The organism is Bacillus thuringiensis (genome assembly GCF_001595725.1).
GTDB classification, from domain to species: domain Bacteria; phylum Bacillota; class Bacilli; order Bacillales; family Bacillaceae_G; genus Bacillus_A; species Bacillus_A thuringiensis_K.
The window spans coordinates 258,934-278,481 of the sequence record NZ_CP014283.1 but is presented as its reverse complement, the minus strand read 5'-3'; the positions used below and the strand labels follow the sequence as shown (position 1 = coordinate 278,481).

Here is a 19,548-nt window from a genome sequence, read left to right as displayed (position 1 = left end):
TGAGGTGAATAATATGAAACGAATAGTGCTTATGTGTAGCATTTTTGTGATGTTTACTGTGTTGTTATCCGGGTGTAATTTAAATCGTCTTGGTACAGATACATATTATGTGCAAATTACCAAGGATGGTGAAAAATTAAAAGAGAAAAATGTAAATGGGGATACGACTTACGAATATAAATTACCTGGATTTGATAAGGATGGTAAAGAGAAAGAAATGGAGTTTACAGCGTTAAAAAACCTTCGTAAAGAAGCGTTTTTACGTATATATTACTCTGAGAAAAAAGGTGTGAAATCTTGGGAAGAAGTTAAAAAAGACGAACTCCCTACAAAGGTAAAAGAAAAATTAAAGGTGGATTAATATATAATGCTTTGTTAGAGCAATATATCCTCAAACTATTAGAATGTATATTGTGAAATAGGCTAACAGTTATTGTCAGTCTTTTACTTTTGCACGAAGAAAATATAAAAGGCATTTAACAGACAAGTGTTGGATTATTAACAATTATTTATGATCCAAAGCTACAATATATCTACTCCTGAACTATAATAATTTTAGGTCAGAAATAAGCTTCTAATTTTGTGAGGAGTTAAGTACTAAAAAAGCTTAATTTTGTTTACGTATTTATAGTCGTTTAAAGGATTTATGATTGGTTATGATATAATAAAATTCAAGTACAATAAGGGGGATTAATTAAATGATTTTTCAAAGCATGATAACAGCTATTATAGAAAAATTACAAGAGACGGTGAATCCCTATTGGATAATTGTGTTTGGATCAACGGCTGAGAATAGAGAACGAGAAGATAGCGATATTGATATAGCTTATGTAAGTGACACAACATTAGGGAACTATGAACGTTTTTTATTAGCACAGGATTTAGCTAACATTGTTCATAGAGATGTTGATTTAGTTGATTTATCCGAAGCTTCTACAGTTTTTCAAGCTCAGATTATACATACAGGAAAGACAATATTTTGTTCTGATGAAGAACGGAAAATCATTTTTGAAATGAAAACCTTAAAAATGTATTCAAAATTGAATGAAGAACGACAGATAGTATTTGATGATATAAAGAAAAGAGGTTCTATATATGAAGAATGAGGTTATTTTAAATAAAATTTCTACAATAGAGCGTTGTATAAAAAGAATCCAAGATGTATATGGAAATGACCCTGAAAATTTAGAGGACTTTACAAAACAAGATTCAATAATATTGAATATACAAAGAGCTTGTGAAGCGAGTATTGATCTAGCAATGCATATTGTTGCAGGTAAAAAATTAGGACTACCCCAATCTAGTCGAGAGGCCTTTGATTTATTGGTTACAGCAGGATTACTTAGCGCTGATCTAGCAAATAAGTTAAAGGCAATGGTTGGATTTCGTAATATTGCTGTTCATGATTATCAAAGTGTGAATTTAGATATTGTTCGTCAAATTATTGAAAAACATTTAACTGATTTTAAACTATTTACAAAAGAAGTAATGGGGATATTGGAATTTTAGGCAAAAGAACAGAATAATAGGGCTGAGAAAGAAAGTAATTCTATGATTCCCAAACCAGCTATTGAAACAATCACTTAATTTCGTAAGAAGAAACGCGGTCATAAGATGAATTTGTTTATGTTGTAGTGAGGCTTTGTATGAGATGTGTGTAGATAATAGTAGGAAAAATATCCATATACAATTTTATCAACAAATAAGTAAATATTTTTAAAACTAATTTTTATACATATAATGTATACCCAAAACAAAAAAGTTTCCTCTTGGAAACTTTTTTGTTTTGGGTAAATTTATAACGATTAATTAATATTCAGTTTTTGAAAAAAATGATGAATCATGTCAAATTATCTTCATTTACACGAACATGAACGTAGTATAAAAATGAAGCATATCCAAAATAATTAAAGGGGCTGAAAAAATGATTAAAAAACTTATTATTGGTGCTATTGCTTTAGGCACAACAATAGGAGTGAGTAAATCTACATTTGCTGCTACAATACATTCTCCATCACAGTTTAAAGAAACTCGAAATGTTCATGTGCAATCCCTATATTCTCCATGGCAGTATTTAGGACAAACTTCAAGGGAACTTCAAATTAAAAGTAAGGATCCAAAAGTACTGGCTTTTGAACTAGCAAAAGAAGCACCATTTTATGAAGAAGAATTAGTAGACATATGTTCTGTAATTTTAGATGCAAATGTAGATATTGTATATTGGACAAGTAAGGAATGGGTTAGATTTGAAGAAGGAAATTATCAATTTAAACATGAAATTAAAATTTTTAGAGATAAAGAACGTCAGCAATTAATTACTGCACTAGAATCTTAGATCTTTTACAAAAAAGAAGCTATCTTTAGTATGCTATTCTCCCCTCATAGTAGATAGGAAAAAGAAAACACATTAACCAATTTATTATGGAGGGGATTTTTCTATGGGGTAAATTAGAATTACTTGCTATATAAAATGAAAGGAAAAGGAAGTTGGTTTATACTTAAAAGAAGATGTAAAACTGTTAAGAAAGAAATAGACATTTATTATCCAATTGTAAGACGGTAAATGAAATGATTCGAAACTTTAGGTATTAAAGAACTAGAAGAAGAACGTGGGAAAACAAAAGGGTAATGTTTAGGTAGAATGAAACCTAAAGACTAAACGATTGAAAGAAGAGGATGGGATGTTAGAAAAATGAAGGAAAGTATGTTGCGAACGTAAAACTTTTAGGATAATGCACATAAAAAAGACTTCTTCATCTATGTTAAGTCCGCAAATATATACAATTTTATAACCATCAAAGATTTCAAGAGAAATTAAATAACCTGAGTCCATACAAATATAGACTCAGGTGGCTTAGCTGCGCTTTGAAAATCCTGTCTACCCGACAGGGCCCTCTCTTTTTATTCTTCAAATAAACAAACTGAAACAAGATTATTTAGAAGTATTAGTGAATTAGCCTCTTTTTAATTCTTATTTCGTGTCTCTTACCTTTAACAAGTACAAACATAACTCATTAATCTATATTATCTTTAAAATATTTATAAATTTGATGCTATAAAAGCAATAGAATTATGTAATAAGTGAATCAAAAAAACAACCCCAAAAGCAGGCATTGTAACCTGATATTTTTCATTCTTTTTTTTATATACCCAATAAGCATAGTTATATAAAAGACCAATTATCGTTGTACCAACTATATAAGTGATTCCATATCGATGATTTAATCCAAATATAATTGAAGCTATTAAAATGATAAGGTAATCGCGATTTTTAATGTAAGGGATCCAACTTAATAGCCAAAATAAAAATACTTGAAAAACTACTGTTTCATATATAGGTGCTGCTAATACCCCTAATAAAACTTGAAGAATAAGAGGTGCTTCTGTTATTGGGTTTTTTTGTATTTCAGGTAAGAATAGATCTAATGGTATTACAAATAAAAATGATCCTAATAAAATAAGAAAAATAAAAGAAATGGTAGGCAAAGTAAACATAAATCTATTTATTTTTTTGAGCATATATATTTCTCCTATAATCTTTTATTACATCTATACGAAAAGTAATAAATAATTGAGTCTCTTTTTGTTTGACATGTTTTCGTCTACTATTGATGAAAACCGTTCTGTAATTAAATTCTTGGCTTATATGTAGGTGTAGCGATATATTAAAACTATATTGTTAATATCAAAATATTAAAGAGCTAAGTGAGATATTAAGGTCACACCAATTTTAGGATGAATATAATATCAAGCCCGTTAAGGAAATATGCTGTATAGGACAAGCTTGTACTGTTTATTTTACTATATGAATATTTAAGTGCATATAGTTCTGGGAAAGTATGTATTTTTGCATTTTTTAATACAAAAGTTTTTTATTAAAAATTTACTTTCTGCGCTATCTCATATGAATTTAAGACGATTGAAGAGTAAAGGCCAAAAGAGTCTAAGTTTAATTTGTACAGGTAGATATCAAAATTCTATAGAAAAATAAGGAAAAAAGTTATAAAATAGGAGATTGGATTAAACTTTCCAATTTTTTTGTGCAAGATAAAGATGACTAAAGATGTGGCTCTTAAAAATTCTTGTTTATATATAAAACTAACGATAGTATAAAAAATCCTCAATGAAGGAACTTCAACAAATCTAATGTGAAAATTTTTAGGCGATAAATATGAAATTTAAAATATTCTTAGTAGTCCATTAAATATTATAGCAATTATTATAGGCAAACCCTTTAATATAATCGATTTAGAAGAAATCAGTACAAATAGAAAAGATGAAGTAGTAGAAGTATTACGACTTCCTTTTAATAGATTTTCAGGAGCAGCTGGACATATAAAAGATGCAATTGTAAATGAAAAAAATTGGAACGTTTGGTTGAACGATTAGTATGCTATTTTAAAGTTTAAATTAATAACAGAAAGAGAACCTCTTAATATGTTACTACTTTGTTTTTGTATTGTTGAAAATAAGAAAGGTGAAATCAATGAAAAAATATTGGCATAAGCTATCGTTGCTTCAAAAAAATGTATTACTAACGGTATTAGTAATTCTGACCCTTGTTGGAAGTATGGGAGCGTTAAGTTTTAATATGTTTCAAAATAGTATGATGTCTATATTTGAGAGGCAGTCTTTTGAAACAGGTGATGCGGTATTAAATCAATTAGATCTAGAAATAGTAAGAGATGTAGCAAAAGACCCCACAGCTCAAAGAGTGAAGAAGGAAAAATTGACAGAGCAATTAGATAAATCTATAAAAGATATGAAAAGTGTTGGGCAAACATATGTTACAGGAGCCAAGCTAAATGATAAAGCTGAATTACAAATAGTAGCTTTGGATACAGAATTAGCAAATACTGTTTCTGTAAAACCAGGTGAATACTATGAGCAGCCTACTTATTGGATGAAAACATACGATAAAGTAATACAAACAAAACAGGCACAAATGACAGAAGTGTATGAAGATGAATTAGGGTTCTGGGTAACAATTTTAGAGCCAGTTACAGATGAAAATAAAAATATAATTGCAATTGTTGCAGCGGATTTGGAAGCTTCTATTATTCCTCTTACAAAGAAAAACTTTATGATACAAGGTTTACTATTTATTATAATTTCATTAACTATCGCAATTACAATTCAAATATTTATCTCACGAAACTCTCTATCGCCTTTAAAGGATTTACAAGAAGGGTTACGTAAAGTTGGTGAAGGGGATTTAAGTATTAAATTGAATGAAAGATCTGATGATATAGGGATAACCAATATCTATTTTAATAACACTATTAAAAAGTTTAATAGGATTATAGATAAAGTAAGGCAGACTGCTGAACAGGTTTCGACATCTTCACAGGAATTGTCGGTAAGTACAAAAGAGAATAGCATAGCCTTTAAAGAAATTGCAAGTGCTATTACAGGATTAAATTTAGGAGTACATTCTCATGAATATGTAGTGCAAAAATGTTTAGGGATTGTTCAAGAAATGGAAAGTAAGATGAAAGAAATTAAAGGAGCTGCAAAACAAGTTGGCAATGCTTTGGAAGACATGAAACAGAATTCTGTAGAGGGAAAAGATTTGATTAAGCAAATCGTGAATCAAATGAAAAGAATCCAAGATACAGTTCAGGATGTACCTTCTAGTATTTATGCATTCGAAGCACGATCTAAGGAAATTCATGAAATTCTTACTGTAATTACAACCATTTCAAATCAAACAAATTCATTAGCTTTAAATGCTTCTACTGAATCCTCATGTGCTGGAGAGATGGGGGAAGAATTTTCAGATGTTACGGACGAGGTACGTATATTAGCGGAAAGAACCGAGGCATCTGCAAGGGATATAGCTAAATTAATTGGTGAAATCCAGGCTGAAGCAGAGAGAGCTGTAAGATCCATACAGAAGAGTTCAAAGGAAGTAGAATTAGGAATAACACTTGTTCAAAGTAGTGGTGCATTCTTTGAAAAGATTTCAGAATCTGCACAATCTGTCACAAATCAAATTAAAGCGACTTCGAACCATTCAAGTGACATTCTAAAAAATAATCAAACTATTGTTCAGTTTATAAATGAATTATCACACATTGCAAATACATATGTGAATAGCAGTAGTAATGTGGAAAAAAGTATGAAAGAACAAGAACTATATGTACAAGATATTGCAGAGTTAGCAAATTCTTTAAATTGGCTCTCGCAAGAGTTACAGGGGTTAATAGGGGAATTTAAAAGTAAGTAGGATAGAAGAAGGTAAAGGTATAGGGTATGACCTATACCTTTATTTATTCCCACATAAGGGATGAAAGCTTAGGTATATATGTAAAATAGCTAAACGAATAATTTTTTTGCATATTTTGTTGGAAATAGAGCATGATATTACCAAATTCAACGGAGGTGTTTAAAAAATGCAAATTCGCGAAAATAATAATTCAAACGAAATCTTAATAGCAGCTGCAGCAAGTGCAATTGAACAAATGAAATATGAAATTGCTCAGGAGTTTGGTGTTACACTTGGACCGGATTCAACTGCACGAGCAAATGGTTCAGTAGGTGGAGAAATTACAAAACGTTTAGTTCGTATGGCGCAAGAACAGTTATCTGGTCAATATAAAATTCACTAAAACTAAAGGTATATCCCATTGAAGGGATATACCTTTTTAATTTGTTTGTAAAGAGGATCGTTACATTTTTTATTATTGGTTAAGTTTAGAAACAGCAAATTTAGCTGTAAAATTCATCTTCTTCATGTACGTAGAATTTACACCTGCTTGAAATTGTACAGAAATATTACCGTCTTTTTGCGCTTTAAATACGCGACCATATGGGGAATTAGCATTGAATGTGCCAATTACTTGATTATCCGCATCAAAGACCGTATAAGAAATTGGGAACCCTGAATTTTGTACAAAGACTGTAAGTTCGTCCCCTTTTTTAACATTAAATGATTCTTTTTGAGACACTTCATAGGAACTCATAGAGTAGTATTTTGTGACTTCTTGAATTTCTAAATTCGTAGTAGCTGCACTCGCTTTTGATGCCTCAGCCCCTGGTAAGTTCATACCTGAAAATACTGCAATTCCTAGTGCCCCTGCTAAAATCAATTTTTTCATAATAGTATTTCCTCCTTTAATATATTGTGAGATTTGAAACGAAAGTGAAAATTTCAATCCCTGAAACCATTATAGTTACAATGAGAATTATTTTCAATAAGGGTTAGTATGTAATTTTGCATATATAAAGTATTAACATAAGGTAATCAGTCAAGTTTTGAAGTATTCTTAACAGAAGGGAAGGAAAAAATTAAAAAATCATGAATGATATTGTAACCGAACTATATATCTTTTGAGCTTATTCCGTCTGCATCAAGTGAATATATTATTAATTTTATTTGTATTTGTTTTTGTTTTTTATTATAAAAAATTTTAAGGTTGATAAAGTTTTATTTGGTGGAATTATTAAACAAAAATGATAAATTATATGGTATGATAAAAAGGCAATAAAGTACATCATCCTGACTTTATTGTGTATGTTTAGCCTATGTATGTCGTTTGTATTAAAAATAAGAAGTCTCTTAAAAAGAGACTTCTTATTTTTTGTATGGAGGGGGTATTACAGATGACTGATTACTATCAAATGTTTTTAATTACTATGGCAGGTATTGCCTTATTTTTTTATATACAACATGCTGGAAAACCAACGAAAAGAAACAAATGGAAGTTTTTAATTGTAGTATTTTATTTTACCTTTTGAATTATTTATTTCTTAAATTCTTATAGATATATAGGGGATACGTTTATCATTCTAAAATATAAAAAAGGAAGGTGTAATCCTTCCTTTCATTATCCAGTATGTCCATGTGAATATTTAATAATATTTACAGTACTTTGAGGGCCTGTTGAAGAACTTGATCCAAAAGTTACTGTAACGACAATTAAGATACCAAGTAAGCTAATCGCTAATTTTTTCATTTTAATGCTCCTTTTTTAAAGTTTTTTTCATTGGCTTTACTAGCTTCATAAAAGTAATAGCTAGCTTTTAGATGATTATCTTCTTTGTAAAATTGGACTGCCAACTTTTCGGTATATTCATTTATATACTCATATAGTTCTTCTCGTTCAAAATAAGAAATTCCTTCTAAAACAGCTTTTTCTAAATCATTAGCACAGCTATGTAGATTTATTTTTTCTAAAATATTAAAGTGATGAATATAACCTTCAATTCCCAATTGAGTAGAGAGTTGGAGGCCCTTTTTTATTAATTCTTGAGCAATTTCATGTTCTCCTAATTTATAATGCTCTCTAGCTTCAATGAATACAGCTTTATAATCGCTAGGTAGTTTCTGATTAACTTCGGATAAATATCGTAATGCTACTTCAGATAGATTCTGAGTAGCGTACATAAACCCTAGATTGTGACGGACAATTAAAATATTGTATTCTAAATTTTCTTTTTGGAATGTATCCATAGCAGAGATAAAGTGTTCCTCAGCTAATTCCCATTCTTTTAAATGAGTGCATGCTAATCCATATAAGTTATTACAGAAGGCAACTTTTAATTCATATCCAGGATGCTTTGAAAATATATCTTTAGCCTTCATTACATGATTAATACATAAAATTGATCTATGTGTATGACAATAGAAAATGGCTAACTCATAATGGAATTCAGCATGTTCAATCTCATCAGGTATTGTTTCTAACAGGTATTCTGCTTTATCGTAATGTATTTTTGCAAGACTATGATTGCCGGTAACATTGGAATGAATGGCTTTAAAGAAGTGATAATAGTATGAAAGGAAATCGTCTGTAGGAGTTTTGTAAGCATCACTTTGTTTAAAGCTATCTTTAGAAATACTTAAGCTATCAATTAAATATTGATGTCTAAAATCTAGTAGTGAGTAGTATAATAATATCGTTTGATTTTCTTCTATATTATGAATTCTGTTTTCAATTTCTTGTTTAAGTAATTGAGCGGCGTCTACATGCCTAGCCCTAATTTCTTGATACCATTCATTTAATAAATGAGTTATTTGCTCGTTCCCCTGTATATGAACATTCATTGTTCAATTTCATCCTCTCCAAAGATATTATTCAGCAATTAGTATCATATCAGAAATTTCCTCTATCAAAATCTATTTAATAGCATTTATCAATATAAGACGGAATATTCTATTAATTTGCATTTATTGAGATTCAAGTAGTATGTATTATTGTAATTTCTATAAAAATAATCTTTTTTTAACAGGCGAAAAGGGAAACATACCTAAGTAATTATGTATAGCAATAATAGGAAAAAAGAAATAAATAATAAAGGGGAATTTGAAATGTTAGAGTTAAAAGAAAAGCAATCTTGGAAGAAGATGTAGAGGTATTAAAGGCGAAGGTACATCCAGTACGGTTACAAATTGTAAATGAGTTAATGTATCATAAGACATGTAATGTTACACAGTTAATAGAGATTTTAGAGCTTCCACAATCTACGGTTTCACAGCATTTATCAAAATTGAGAGGAACCGTACTTCGTGCAGAAAGAAAAGGATTAGAAATGCATTATTATATTGAGAATTCCAAAGCCCGTCAAATCGCTAGAGTTTTAAATATATAGATTGGAAATAACATCAAAATCTTCTGTATTAAATCAGGGGATTTTTTTGTTTTTATTAAGCTGTAAATATTTATATTAGAGTAAAAAACTATTTTCTTATTATAGGAATGAGATAGGAATATCAAATGGGTTTTAAATAGTAAAAATATAGAAAAATAAAGAAAAATATGTTAATGTGATAATCGAAATATAAATTTATTCGAAAAGGAGTGAAGAGAGTATATGTTAAAAAGGGGTGTAATGTTATTATTCTTTATTCTATCTATCTCGACATTTAGTATGGTAACTCAAGCTGCTAATAGTTCTGAGTACGTGAATCAATCATTCTATGGGTATAAAGAACCGTCATTTACTTCAGCTAAAACAAATGGTGGATCAGAGTACGGTGCCCAAAATGTAGGAGTCGTAGAAAAAAGAGATAATGGCTGGTGGAAGATTGAAACATGGGAAGGTCCAGTTTGGATTAACTTGAATGGGGAAGAACGTGTCATGGGAGATTTCTATGCATATGATGAACCTTCTTTCTCATCAAAGGTTGCGAATGCTGGAGCGAAGTATGGGCGACAAACATTTAGAATAGTAGATGGAACAACAGATGGTTGGCTAAAATTTAAGACGTGGGAAGGCGACAAGTGGATGAATCCTACGTCTGAACAAATTACTGTCAACAAAACGATTTATGCGTATAATGAGCCGTCATTTAATGCAACGAAAGCAAATTATGGAGCACCATATAACCCACAAAATTGGGGAGTAGTAGAAAAAAAAGAAAATGGCTGGATGAAGGTAGGTACTTATGAAGGTTATAAGTGGATTAATCCAGATGGAGAAGAAAGATTCATAAACAAATCATTCTATGCGTATAACGAAGCTTCATTTAATGCAGCTAAAGCAAACGCTGGAGCATTATATAATCCACAGAATTTTAGAGTTGTAGATGGAACACCTAGTGGATGGTTAAAGATTAAAACATGGGAAGGCGAGAAATGGCTGAATCTAGATGGAGAAGAAAGATTCATAAATCAATCATTCTATGCGTATAACGAGCCTTCATTTAGTTCAGGCAAAGCAAACGCCGGAGCATTATATAGTCCGCAGAATTTTAGAGTAATAGATGGGACACCTAGTGGATGGTTAAAGATTAAAACATGGGAAGGCGACAAGTGGGTTAATTTAAGTGCGGAAGATACAGGTATAGAATTCTACGTGGAAGCTACTGCATACAGCGTAGAAGGTAGTCCACCACATGAAAGAATTACAGCGTTTGGAATAGATATAGGAAAAAATCCTAACATTAAGTTAATTGCAGTTGATCCTAAAGTTATTAAACTAGGAACAAAGGTTCATGTTGAAGGATACGGTGATGCAATTGCTGGAGATACAGGTGGGGCTATTAAAGGCAATAAAATTGATGTTCTGTTTCCTACAGAAAAGCAAGCACGTGAATGGGGACGTAAAAAAGTGAAGATTAAAATAATGAAATAGGATATATCTATTCTTTGCTTCGAAAATTATATATTAGACAAAATGAAAGGGAGGATATTTTTATGTTTAAGAAAAGTATAGGAATCTTATTATTTTTTATTCTATCTATCTCGACATTTGGTATGGTAACTCAAGCTGCTAATAGTTCTGAGTACGTGAATCAATCATTCTATGGGTATAAAGAACCGTCATTTACTTCAGCTAAAACAAATGGTGGATCAGAGTACGGTGCCCAAAATGTAGGAGTCGTAGAAAAAAGAGATAATGGCTGGTGGAAGATTGAAACATGGGAAGGTCCAGTTTGGATTAACTTGAATGGGGAAGAACGTGTCATGGGAGATTTCTATGCATATGATGAACCTTCTTTCTCATCAAAGGTTGCGAATGCTGGAGCGAAGTATGGGCGACAAACATTTAGAATAGTAGATGGAACAACAGATGGTTGGCTAAAATTTAAGACGTGGGAAGGCGACAAGTGGATGAATTCTACGTCTGAACAAATTACTGTCAACAAAACGATTTATGCGTATAATGAGCCGTCATTTAATGCAACGAAAGCAAATTATGGAGCACCATATAACCCACAAAATTGGGGAGTAGTAGAAAAAAAAGAAAATGGCTGGATGAAGGTAGGTACTTATGAAGGTTATAAGTGGATTAATCCAGATGGAGAAGAAAGATTCATAAACAAATCATTCTATGCGTATAACGAAGCTTCATTTAATGCAGCTAAAGCAAACGCTGGAGCATTATATAATCCACAGAATTTTAGAGTTGTAGATGGAACACCTAGTGGATGGTTAAAGATTAAAACATGGGAAGGCGAGAAATGGCTGAATCTAGATGGAGAAGAAAGATTCATAAATCAATCATTCTATGTGTATAACGAGCCTTCATTTAGTTCAGGCAAAGCAAATGCCGGAGCATTATATAGTCCGCAGAATTTTAGAGTAATAGATGGGACACCTAGTGGATGGTTAAAGATTAAAACATGGGAAGGCGACAAGTGGATGAATCTAAGCCAAACAGATTCTGGTTCTTCTGGAGTAATTGATTTAGCTTTAAAACAACTTGGAAAGCCGTATGTTGAAGCTGGGACAGGACCAAATGGATTTGATTGTAGTGGCTTTATTTATTACGTATTTAAAAATAATGGATATAACATTGTGAGAACAAGTGTTGCAGGATACTGGGGCATGGTTACTAAAATAAATGACCCTCAGCCAGGAGATTTAGTATTCTTACAGAATACATATAAGCAAGGTCCTTCTCATTTAGGTATATATTTAGGAAATGATGAATATATTCATGCCGCGGATGTGAAAACAGGTGTAATTAAAAGTAAGATTAGCAGTCCATATACTCAGCAGCATTTCTTAGGATATGCTAGATTTTCAAAATAATTAAATTGGATTTAATGAAAAGACAGTTATCTAAGATAGCTGTTTTTTTATTTGGTGTCATTTTTGAATGAAGTCTAATCAAAAGCTTTAGATGAAATAATATGGAAAATAAAGATAAAATTTAACAGTAAAAATATAGAAAAATAAAGTAAAATATGTTAATGTGATAATCGAAATATAAAATTATTTGAAAGGGGAGAAAAGAATATATGCTAAAAAAGGGTGTAATGTTATTATTCTTTATTCTATCTATCTCGACATTTAGTATGGTAACTCACGCTGCTAATAGTTCTGAGTACGTGAATCAATCATTCTATGGGTATAAGGAACCATCTTTTAATTCAGCTAAAACAAATGGCGGATCAGAGTATGGTGCTCAAAATGTAGGAGTCGTGGAAAAAAGAGATAATGGTTGGTGGAAGATTGAAACATGGGAAGGCCCAGTTTGGATTAACTTGAATGGGGAAGAACGTGTCATGGGAGATTTCTATGCATATGATGAACCTTCTTTCTCATCAAAGGTTGCAAATGCTGGAGCGAAGTACGGGCGACAAACATTTAGAATAGTAGATGGAACAACAGATGGTTGGCTAAAATTTAAGACGTGGGAAGGCGACAAGTGGATGAATCCTACGGCTGAACAAATTACTGTCAACAAAACAATTTATGCGTATAATGAGCCTTCATTTAATGCAAAGAAAGCAAATTATGGAGAACCTTTTAACCCACAAAATTGGGGAGTAGTAGAAAAAAAAGAAAATGGTTGGATGAAGGTAGGTACTTATGAAGGTTATAAGTGGATCAATCCAGATGGAGAAGAAAGATTCATAAACAAATCATTCTATGCGTATAACGAAGCTTCATTTAATGCAGCAAAAGCAAACGCTGGAGCATTATATAGTCCACAGAATTTTAGAGTTGTGGATGGGACACCTAGTGGATGGTTGAAGGTTAAAACATGGGAAGGCGAGAAATGGCTGAATCTAGATGGAGAAGAAAGATTCATAAACAAATCATTCTATGCGTATAACGAGCCTTCATTTAGTTCAGGCAAAGCAAACGCTGGAGCAGTATATAATCCACAGAATTTTAGAATAATAGATGGGACAACTAGTGGATGGTTAAAGATTAAAACATGGGAAGGCGACAAGTGGATGAATCCGCATGAAACAGATTCAAGTTCTTCTAAATATCAAATGCCTATCAAAAATCCAAATGTTAGCTCATGGTATGGAAGTCGTTGGGGGACAGTACATAAAGGTATTGATTTCTCAGCGGCAAAGGGTACACCAATAATGGCATCTAAATCAGGAACTGTAGAATTTGCTGGTTTTGGTGTAAGAGGTCAAGGATTTGGTGGATATGGAAATGCGGTGGTTATTAGGCATGAAGACGGACTTTGGACACTATACGGTCATATGGACTCAATTTTAACTACTGTAGGGGCACATGTACAACAAGGTCAAGTAATAGGGAAAGTAGGTAGTACAGGCGATTCTACTGGGAACCATTTGCACTTCGAAATTAAGAATCAGTATATAGGTGGACAAGTAGATCCAAAACCATATTTACCATTTTAATAAACATTAAGTTTGAATAATTAATATACGATAAGGATAATATATTTATTGCATGTTTAATAAAAGGACAGTTATCTAAGGATAGCTGTCCTTTTATAATTTATCATTTTAGTCAAGAAGACTCCTTCCTCAAGGAACGTGAAGGGTCACAGTCCAGTGAGTAGGTGGGAAATGAATTGGCTTCGAACAAGGGATGGAAGGAAGCCATCTTAATTGTTCGACATATAGAAAGTATTACTCTACTACCTATCGAATGTATGTTTGGTATATAATAGTCATATACCGAAATGGAGGTGAATCAAATAATGATGAATAAAGCCTATAAGTTTCGTATCTATCCAAATCAAGCACAAGCAATTCTAATCAACAAAACGATTGGGTGTTCTCGCTTTGTATTTAATCATTTCCTATCCTTATGGGATCACGCATACAAAGAGACAGGAAAAGGCTTGACCTATGGTACATGCTCTGCCAAACTACCTGCCATGAAGAAAGAGCTTGTTTGGCTAAGAGAAGTGGATAGTATTGCGATTCAGTCGTCTGTTCGCAACCTTGCAGATGCGTATACGCGCTTTTTCAAAAAACAAAACAGCGCACCGCGCTTTAAATCTAAGAATAACAACGTACAATCTTATACCACAAAACAAACAAATGAAAATATTGCCGTTGTAGGGAATAAAATAAAGTTGCCGAAACTAGGCCTCGTTCGATTTGCCAAAAGTCGCGAAGTAGAGGGGCGTATTGTAAATGCTACAGTTAGACGGAACCCTTCTGGCAGATACTTTGTTTCATTGTTAGTCGAAACAGAAGTACAAGAGCTCCCGAAAACAAGTTCTTACATTGGAATGGATGTGGGACTAAAAGATTTCGCCATTTTGTCAGATGGAACCATCTATAAAAATCCGAAGTTTTTCCGATCATTAGAAGATAAGTTGACGAAAGCACAGCTTGTTCTTTCTAGAAGAATGAAAGGATCTTCCCGCTGGAATAAACAACGAGTAAAAGTAGCTAGAATTCATGAATACATATCAAATGCTAGAAAAGATTACTTGGACAAAATTTCAACTGAAATCATCAAAAACCACGATGTTATCGGTATAGAGGATTTGCAAGTATCGAATATGTTAAAGAATCATAAGTTAGCAAAAGCAATTAGTGAAGTATCATGGTCGCAATTTCGATCCATGTTGGAATACAAAGCAAAATGGTATGGCAAACAAGTCATTGTCGTATCGAAAACATTTGCTTCCAGCCAATTATGTTCTTGTTGTGGATATCAAAATAAAGACGTTAAAAATCTAAACCTACGTGAATGGGACTGTCCTTCTTGTCGTACACACCATGATAGGGATATTAACGCAAGTATCAATCTAAAGAATGAAGCAATAAGGCTTCTAACCGCAAGGACTGCGGGGTTAGCCTAATCAATTAGAGTTCGATAGAACTCTTTACTTAGGAATCCCTCACTTCTAAACGAAGTGAAAGTGGGGGTAGTTCAATATATTATTGATATAATAAATACAGGAGGCGATATAAATGGAACTTAAAGACCTTATGAATTATATTGAAGAAAACAAAGAAGAACATTTTCATGATTTAATCACTAAAAATGAACGGGAAATTGTAAAAAAAGAAGAAAAAGAGAAATAAAAAATTTAAAATAGAAGAGTTGACCTTTTGAGTCAACTCTTTTGTTTTTATAAATGGATATAAAGTTGGATTTCTCAATTGTTGAGTAAAAGGAATTGCAGAATTTTTCTGTAGAGAAGGTTATTTGGTATTGAAAATGAAACAGACAATTTGCTAATCATAGGAGAGTTTTTTAGTATTATATTAAATAGAAAATAGCGTAATGAGTTAACGCTTTAGGAGAGAGTATATGAATTATTTTATTGTTATGCAGGGGCATACATATCAAGAGGAAAAAGGATTAGAAATTATTTGGTCACCTAAAAAGGATAAAGGCGGTAATGTACCACATTCATGGAAAAGAATGATGGATGTAAAAGAGGGGGATCGAATCTTTCATTATGTAAAAGGGAATATTGTAGCAGTTAGTATCGCTGAAGAAGATTGTAAGGAATCGAATAAACCATCGATTATGAAAAGCCATGATCAATGGAATGATGAAGGCTATTTGGTATCTTTAAAATATCATGAGTTAGAAAAAACAATTAATATACGTGAGAAATTTGAACAGATATCGCACCTGTTGCCAATTAAATATTCACCTTTTCAATTAGATGCAAATGGAAACCAAGGTTATTTATATCCATGTAATGAAGAATTAGCCCTTAAATTAATGGAACTAATTGGTGATTCAAACATTTATAAAATAAATGATGAGCAATTAGAGTTGGCAGTTGATCCGGTAAGAAGGACAGAAAACAACACATTAATTCCGGTTATAGCTGAGACGGAATCCGAAGTAAAAGCGAAAATCCGAATTGGACAGCAAAAATTTAGAGAGGAATTAATGGAGATTTGGAACGGAAAATGTGCATTATGCGGAATAAATTTACCAGAATTGTTAAGAGCAAGTCATTCTAAGCCATGGAAAGATAGTACAAGTATGGAACGCTTAGATCCGTATAACGGTGTACTACTGTGCTGTAATCATGATGCTCTTTATGATAAAGGGTTTATCACATTTGATGGACAGGGACGACTGCATATTTCCTCATTAATAGTGGAAACAGATTATTTGAAATTTGGATTAATACCAAAAGCTAAGATAGGAATTCAACCGGAGAATAAATTATACTTTAAGTGGCATAAGAGGAATATTTTTAAAGTAAAATAGTATAATTTTTAACTTCAAGGACAGGAAGAACATAAGAGAGACGAATTGTGTTATCCAGTAAAGGGGAATGGTACATGTATAACTGTAAACAATGTGGAACAGAAATGATTATGCAATTACAAGATAGATATAGAGAATATTGTCCCAAATGTGAAGAGCTTAAACCAAATAACTTGTTATACTATAATCTATATGAATTACTAGATTATATGGAAGCGAATCACTACATGAGTAAGGAAAATATGCTACTTAATTTTTTGAAATGGGAGTTTGATTTAACGAAAGGGAATATATTCAAGTTATATCTAGACATAGATAAATATGATCAATTCAATGATGAGGATTTTACAAGACAATTAGAGGAGTATATGAAGGGGATTCGATTAAAATTAAATGTTAAATATGAAGATGATTATATCTGGATTAAGGTTAATTAGATGGAATTCCAGATGTAATGAATTTTGTTTTAAAGTGATAGTAAGTAATTGAGAGGAGATTAATAGTGATGGAAGATTTGCAAAATGCAGTAATAAAGTTTCGAGATGAGAGAAATTGGGGGCAGTTTCATAATGCGAAGGATCTAGCAATTTCCTTAAATTTAGAAGCATCAGAGTTGCTTGAGACTTTTCAATGGAAGTCTAGTGAAGAAGCAACAGAGACGAAAATGCAGGAAATAAAAGAAGAAATGGCCGATGTAATGATCTATTTACTTATGCTAAGTGATAAATTAGATATCGATCTAGAAGAAGTAGTACATGCTAAGTTGGAAAAGAATGCAGAGAAATATCCTGTAGAAAAAGCATTTGGGAGTAATAAAAAATATAACGAACTGTAAAGCGAAAATCGTTTTACAGTTTTTTAAAATGGTTATGAGAAAGCAGATGGTTGAGATCATGATTTGGATGTACGGATTGTATTTCAAAAGTATGAAATCCACACATCCTTAAGTATTCTTAAAATTAAAAAGTAGGGAGTTATTCAAATGCTATCATTTGCAGCAAAATTATCTTCATTTTACATAATTAAAAAGAAGCGAAAAGAGTTTGAGCAAGGTTGTATCAGAGATCCTAAAATAGATGGAATACCAGTAGTCTATATTCAGCGGGATAAGAAGAATTTATATGTAGGTAAGTCTACAGATATATATGAGCGTTTTGTTGCACATATAAGTGATGAAGCTAAAACATTCAATGAAGTTATTGTAATAAAAAGTGAATTATTTAATGAAAGTTCAATTAAGCATATTGAAACATTGTTAATTGAATATTTATCTGCAGATGATAAATTTAACTTACTGAATAAAGTAAGGGGCCAAAAGATTCATTCTTATAACGGCATTGAAGATGTTCAAAGTATGTTTAAAGAAATTTGGAATGGGTTAATTAAAGAAGGGGTAGCAAGTGAGAATTTAGGTGAGATACATAATAAATTTATTTATAAATATTCACCGTTTAAAGAGTTATCGGCTAATCAAATTGAGGTTTGTAAAGACATTTTTAATACAATGCTTACTACATCAAATAGTCGACATTTGATTACAGGGGACCCGGGTACTGGTAAAACAATTGTATTAACAAACATCTTATATGCGCTTGCTTATGACAGTGAAACTGGTAAAGCGAGAGAGGGATTGAATTATAAGGATATAGCACTTGTTGTTCCACAAAACCACTCATTAAATTTATATAAGAGCTTGATGAACAAACTAGGTCTACAAAGTATTACAGTACTGTCACCTTCACAATTTATTAAGCAGGCAAAAAGAAGGGGCACAAAATATAAATATGTTTTTGTGGACGAAGCACATCGTCTAAAACAATATTTTGGTAAACAAGCACGTGATTTAAAACATTTAGTCACCGATAATGGTTATACAACTGAGTTGGAATTAATAGAAACATTTGCGTATCACTTAACTGTGGTTTATGATCCATACCAAACAATTCGACCAGCAGATATAGATACAGATGTATTCCAGCAGTTGACAGCGAATTATAAGAGGCATCCTTTACATAAACAATTCCGTTTAAAATCTGGAGATCAATATTTAGCATGGCTTCGTAAATATTTACAAATAGCAAATAATGTTGGAGTGTATGAAGAAGGGTTATTACAGGGATATGACTTTAAGGTAATGGATTCTATTACAGAATTGAATGAATCTATGAAAATATTAAATAAAAAACATGAATTATGTCGCGTAGTCGCAGGATATTCTTGGAAATGGATTACACAAAAGGATAAAAATCACTATGATATAAAAGATCCCGTTACAGGTGAGACATTCAAATGGAACTCAAAGGTAAAAGGTTGGATTAACTTTGAGAATAGTATAGAGGAAATAGGATGTATACATACTACACAAGGTGCGGATTTAAATTATGTTGGAGTGATTTTAGGAGCTGAAATTGATTGTGATTACGCAGGTGAAGAAAATGGAGACTATGATTTAAATAAGGCTAAGATTGTAGTGAATCCAAAAGAATATAAAGATCGAAACGGTCTTCCAATTAAGGGAACAGATATAAATAATGAGGAGTTAACATCCTATATTAAACGTATTTATTATGTATTATTATCTCGCGGAATAAATGGATGTTATGTCTATGCAGTAAATCAAAATATGCAAAGATATTTAAAGGAGATAGCAAAAGTAAGTCAATAATTATGAAAAGGGGTTACC

General features: G+C 31.8%; 21 protein-coding genes. 17 read left to right on the top strand and 4 right to left on the bottom strand.

All coding sequences use genetic code 11. The annotated features are described in order from the left end of the window. The first annotated feature begins 13 nt into the window (after positions 1–13). The 5 genes from AXW78_RS27410 to AXW78_RS35785 all read left to right on the top strand — a co-directional run bounded on the left by AXW78_RS27410 (position 14) and on the right by AXW78_RS35785 (position 2,916). Positions 14–361, top strand: a complete 348-nt coding sequence (locus AXW78_RS27410) for a YxeA family protein (protein WP_000822911.1) — start codon at positions 14–16, stop codon at positions 359–361. 337 nt (positions 362–698) lie between these two features. Continuing rightward, complete coding sequence (gene mntA, locus AXW78_RS27405) at positions 699–1,106, top strand: type VII toxin-antitoxin system MntA family adenylyltransferase antitoxin (RefSeq protein ID WP_000577224.1); 408 nt, start codon at positions 699–701, stop codon at positions 1,104–1,106. Then, on the top strand, positions 1,096–1,509 hold the full coding sequence (gene hepT, locus AXW78_RS27400; protein WP_000787540.1) for a type VII toxin-antitoxin system HepT family RNase toxin: 414 nt from the start codon (positions 1,096–1,098) through the stop codon (positions 1,507–1,509). Before mntA ends, hepT begins: the two co-directional genes overlap by 11 nt. A 415-nt stretch (positions 1,510–1,924) precedes the next feature. After that, positions 1,925–2,335, top strand: a complete 411-nt coding sequence (locus AXW78_RS27395) for a hypothetical protein (RefSeq protein WP_000592179.1) — start codon at positions 1,925–1,927, stop codon at positions 2,333–2,335. Positions 2,336–2,778: 443 nt separating this feature from the next. Next, positions 2,779–2,916: a hypothetical protein gene (locus AXW78_RS35785; RefSeq protein ID WP_416135262.1), complete on the top strand. Its 138-nt coding sequence runs from the start codon at positions 2,779–2,781 to the stop codon at positions 2,914–2,916. A 123-nt stretch (positions 2,917–3,039) separates the two neighbouring features. Here the strand turns inward: AXW78_RS35785 and AXW78_RS27390 are convergent, their stop codons facing one another. After that, positions 3,040–3,519 carry a CPBP family intramembrane glutamic endopeptidase gene (locus tag AXW78_RS27390; protein WP_000913866.1) on the bottom strand — a complete coding sequence of 160 codons (480 nt, stop codon included), beginning with the start codon at positions 3,517–3,519 and terminating at the stop codon, positions 3,040–3,042. Positions 3,520–4,486: 967 nt separating this feature from the next. Between AXW78_RS27390 and AXW78_RS27385 the strand changes: the two genes are divergently transcribed. Both AXW78_RS27385 and AXW78_RS27380 read left to right on the top strand, forming a co-directional pair. Then, entirely contained in the window at positions 4,487–6,229 is a 1,743-nt protein-coding gene (locus AXW78_RS27385; protein WP_000761119.1) for a methyl-accepting chemotaxis protein, read from the top strand. Positions 6,230–6,395: 166 nt separating this feature from the next. Beyond that, positions 6,396–6,611, top strand: a complete 216-nt coding sequence (locus AXW78_RS27380) for an alpha/beta-type small acid-soluble spore protein (protein WP_001167047.1) — start codon at positions 6,396–6,398, stop codon at positions 6,609–6,611. A 72-nt stretch (positions 6,612–6,683) separates the two neighbouring features. On the opposite strand, the gene AXW78_RS27375 is transcribed toward AXW78_RS27380, so the two are convergent. Continuing rightward, positions 6,684–7,100, bottom strand: a complete 417-nt coding sequence (locus AXW78_RS27375; RefSeq protein WP_000733524.1) for a hypothetical protein — start codon at positions 7,098–7,100, stop codon at positions 6,684–6,686. Positions 7,101–7,605: 505 nt separating this feature from the next. Here AXW78_RS27375 and AXW78_RS35335 point away from each other — a divergent pair. Further along, entirely contained in the window at positions 7,606–7,740 is a 135-nt protein-coding gene (locus tag AXW78_RS35335; RefSeq protein ID WP_002164319.1) for a hypothetical protein, read from the top strand. A gap of 89 nt (positions 7,741–7,829) precedes the next feature. Here AXW78_RS35335 and AXW78_RS35330 read toward each other — a convergent pair whose 3' ends face one another. Next, complete coding sequence (locus tag AXW78_RS35330) at positions 7,830–7,958, bottom strand: hypothetical protein (protein ID WP_000731770.1); 129 nt, start codon at positions 7,956–7,958, stop codon at positions 7,830–7,832. Beyond that, positions 7,955–9,049, bottom strand: coding sequence for a Rap family tetratricopeptide repeat protein (locus tag AXW78_RS27370; protein WP_001100605.1), 1,095 nt, complete (start codon positions 9,047–9,049; stop codon positions 7,955–7,957). Before AXW78_RS27370 ends, AXW78_RS35330 begins: the two co-directional genes overlap by 4 nt. Positions 9,050–9,339: 290 nt before the next feature. Between AXW78_RS27370 and AXW78_RS27365 the strand changes: the two genes are divergently transcribed. The 9 genes from AXW78_RS27365 (at position 9,340) to AXW78_RS27325 (ending at position 19,530) form a co-directional block, all read left to right on the top strand. Next, positions 9,340–9,594, top strand: a complete 255-nt coding sequence (locus AXW78_RS27365; protein ID WP_000390682.1) for an ArsR/SmtB family transcription factor — start codon at positions 9,340–9,342, stop codon at positions 9,592–9,594. A 222-nt stretch (positions 9,595–9,816) separates the two neighbouring features. After that, positions 9,817–11,079 carry a 3D domain-containing protein gene (locus AXW78_RS27360; protein WP_061884952.1) on the top strand — a complete coding sequence of 421 codons (1,263 nt, stop codon included), beginning with the start codon at positions 9,817–9,819 and terminating at the stop codon, positions 11,077–11,079. A 62-nt stretch (positions 11,080–11,141) separates the two neighbouring features. After that, positions 11,142–12,482, top strand: coding sequence for a C40 family peptidase (locus AXW78_RS27355; RefSeq protein WP_061884951.1), 1,341 nt, complete (start codon positions 11,142–11,144; stop codon positions 12,480–12,482). A 209-nt stretch (positions 12,483–12,691) separates the two neighbouring features. Further along, on the top strand, positions 12,692–14,062 hold the full coding sequence (locus tag AXW78_RS27350; protein ID WP_061884950.1) for a M23 family metallopeptidase: 1,371 nt from the start codon (positions 12,692–12,694) through the stop codon (positions 14,060–14,062). A 305-nt stretch (positions 14,063–14,367) separates the two neighbouring features. Continuing rightward, positions 14,368–15,486: an IS200/IS605 family element RNA-guided endonuclease TnpB gene (tnpB, locus tag AXW78_RS27345; RefSeq protein WP_061884949.1), complete on the top strand. Its 1,119-nt coding sequence runs from the start codon at positions 14,368–14,370 to the stop codon at positions 15,484–15,486. Positions 15,487–15,941: 455 nt separating this feature from the next. Continuing rightward, positions 15,942–16,865, top strand: a complete 924-nt coding sequence (locus AXW78_RS27340) for an HNH endonuclease (protein WP_001105769.1) — start codon at positions 15,942–15,944, stop codon at positions 16,863–16,865. Between the two features lie 74 nt (positions 16,866–16,939). Further along, positions 16,940–17,302: a hypothetical protein gene (locus AXW78_RS27335; protein WP_000282127.1), complete on the top strand. Its 363-nt coding sequence runs from the start codon at positions 16,940–16,942 to the stop codon at positions 17,300–17,302. Between the two features lie 68 nt (positions 17,303–17,370). Then, positions 17,371–17,700, top strand: a complete 330-nt coding sequence (locus AXW78_RS27330; protein WP_000389845.1) for a nucleotide pyrophosphohydrolase — start codon at positions 17,371–17,373, stop codon at positions 17,698–17,700. A 147-nt stretch (positions 17,701–17,847) separates the two neighbouring features. After that, positions 17,848–19,530 (top strand): DUF2075 domain-containing protein, encoded by a 1,683-nt coding sequence (locus AXW78_RS27325; protein ID WP_000947889.1) that lies wholly within the window; start codon positions 17,848–17,850, stop codon positions 19,528–19,530. Positions 19,531–19,548: the final 18 nt, after the last annotated feature.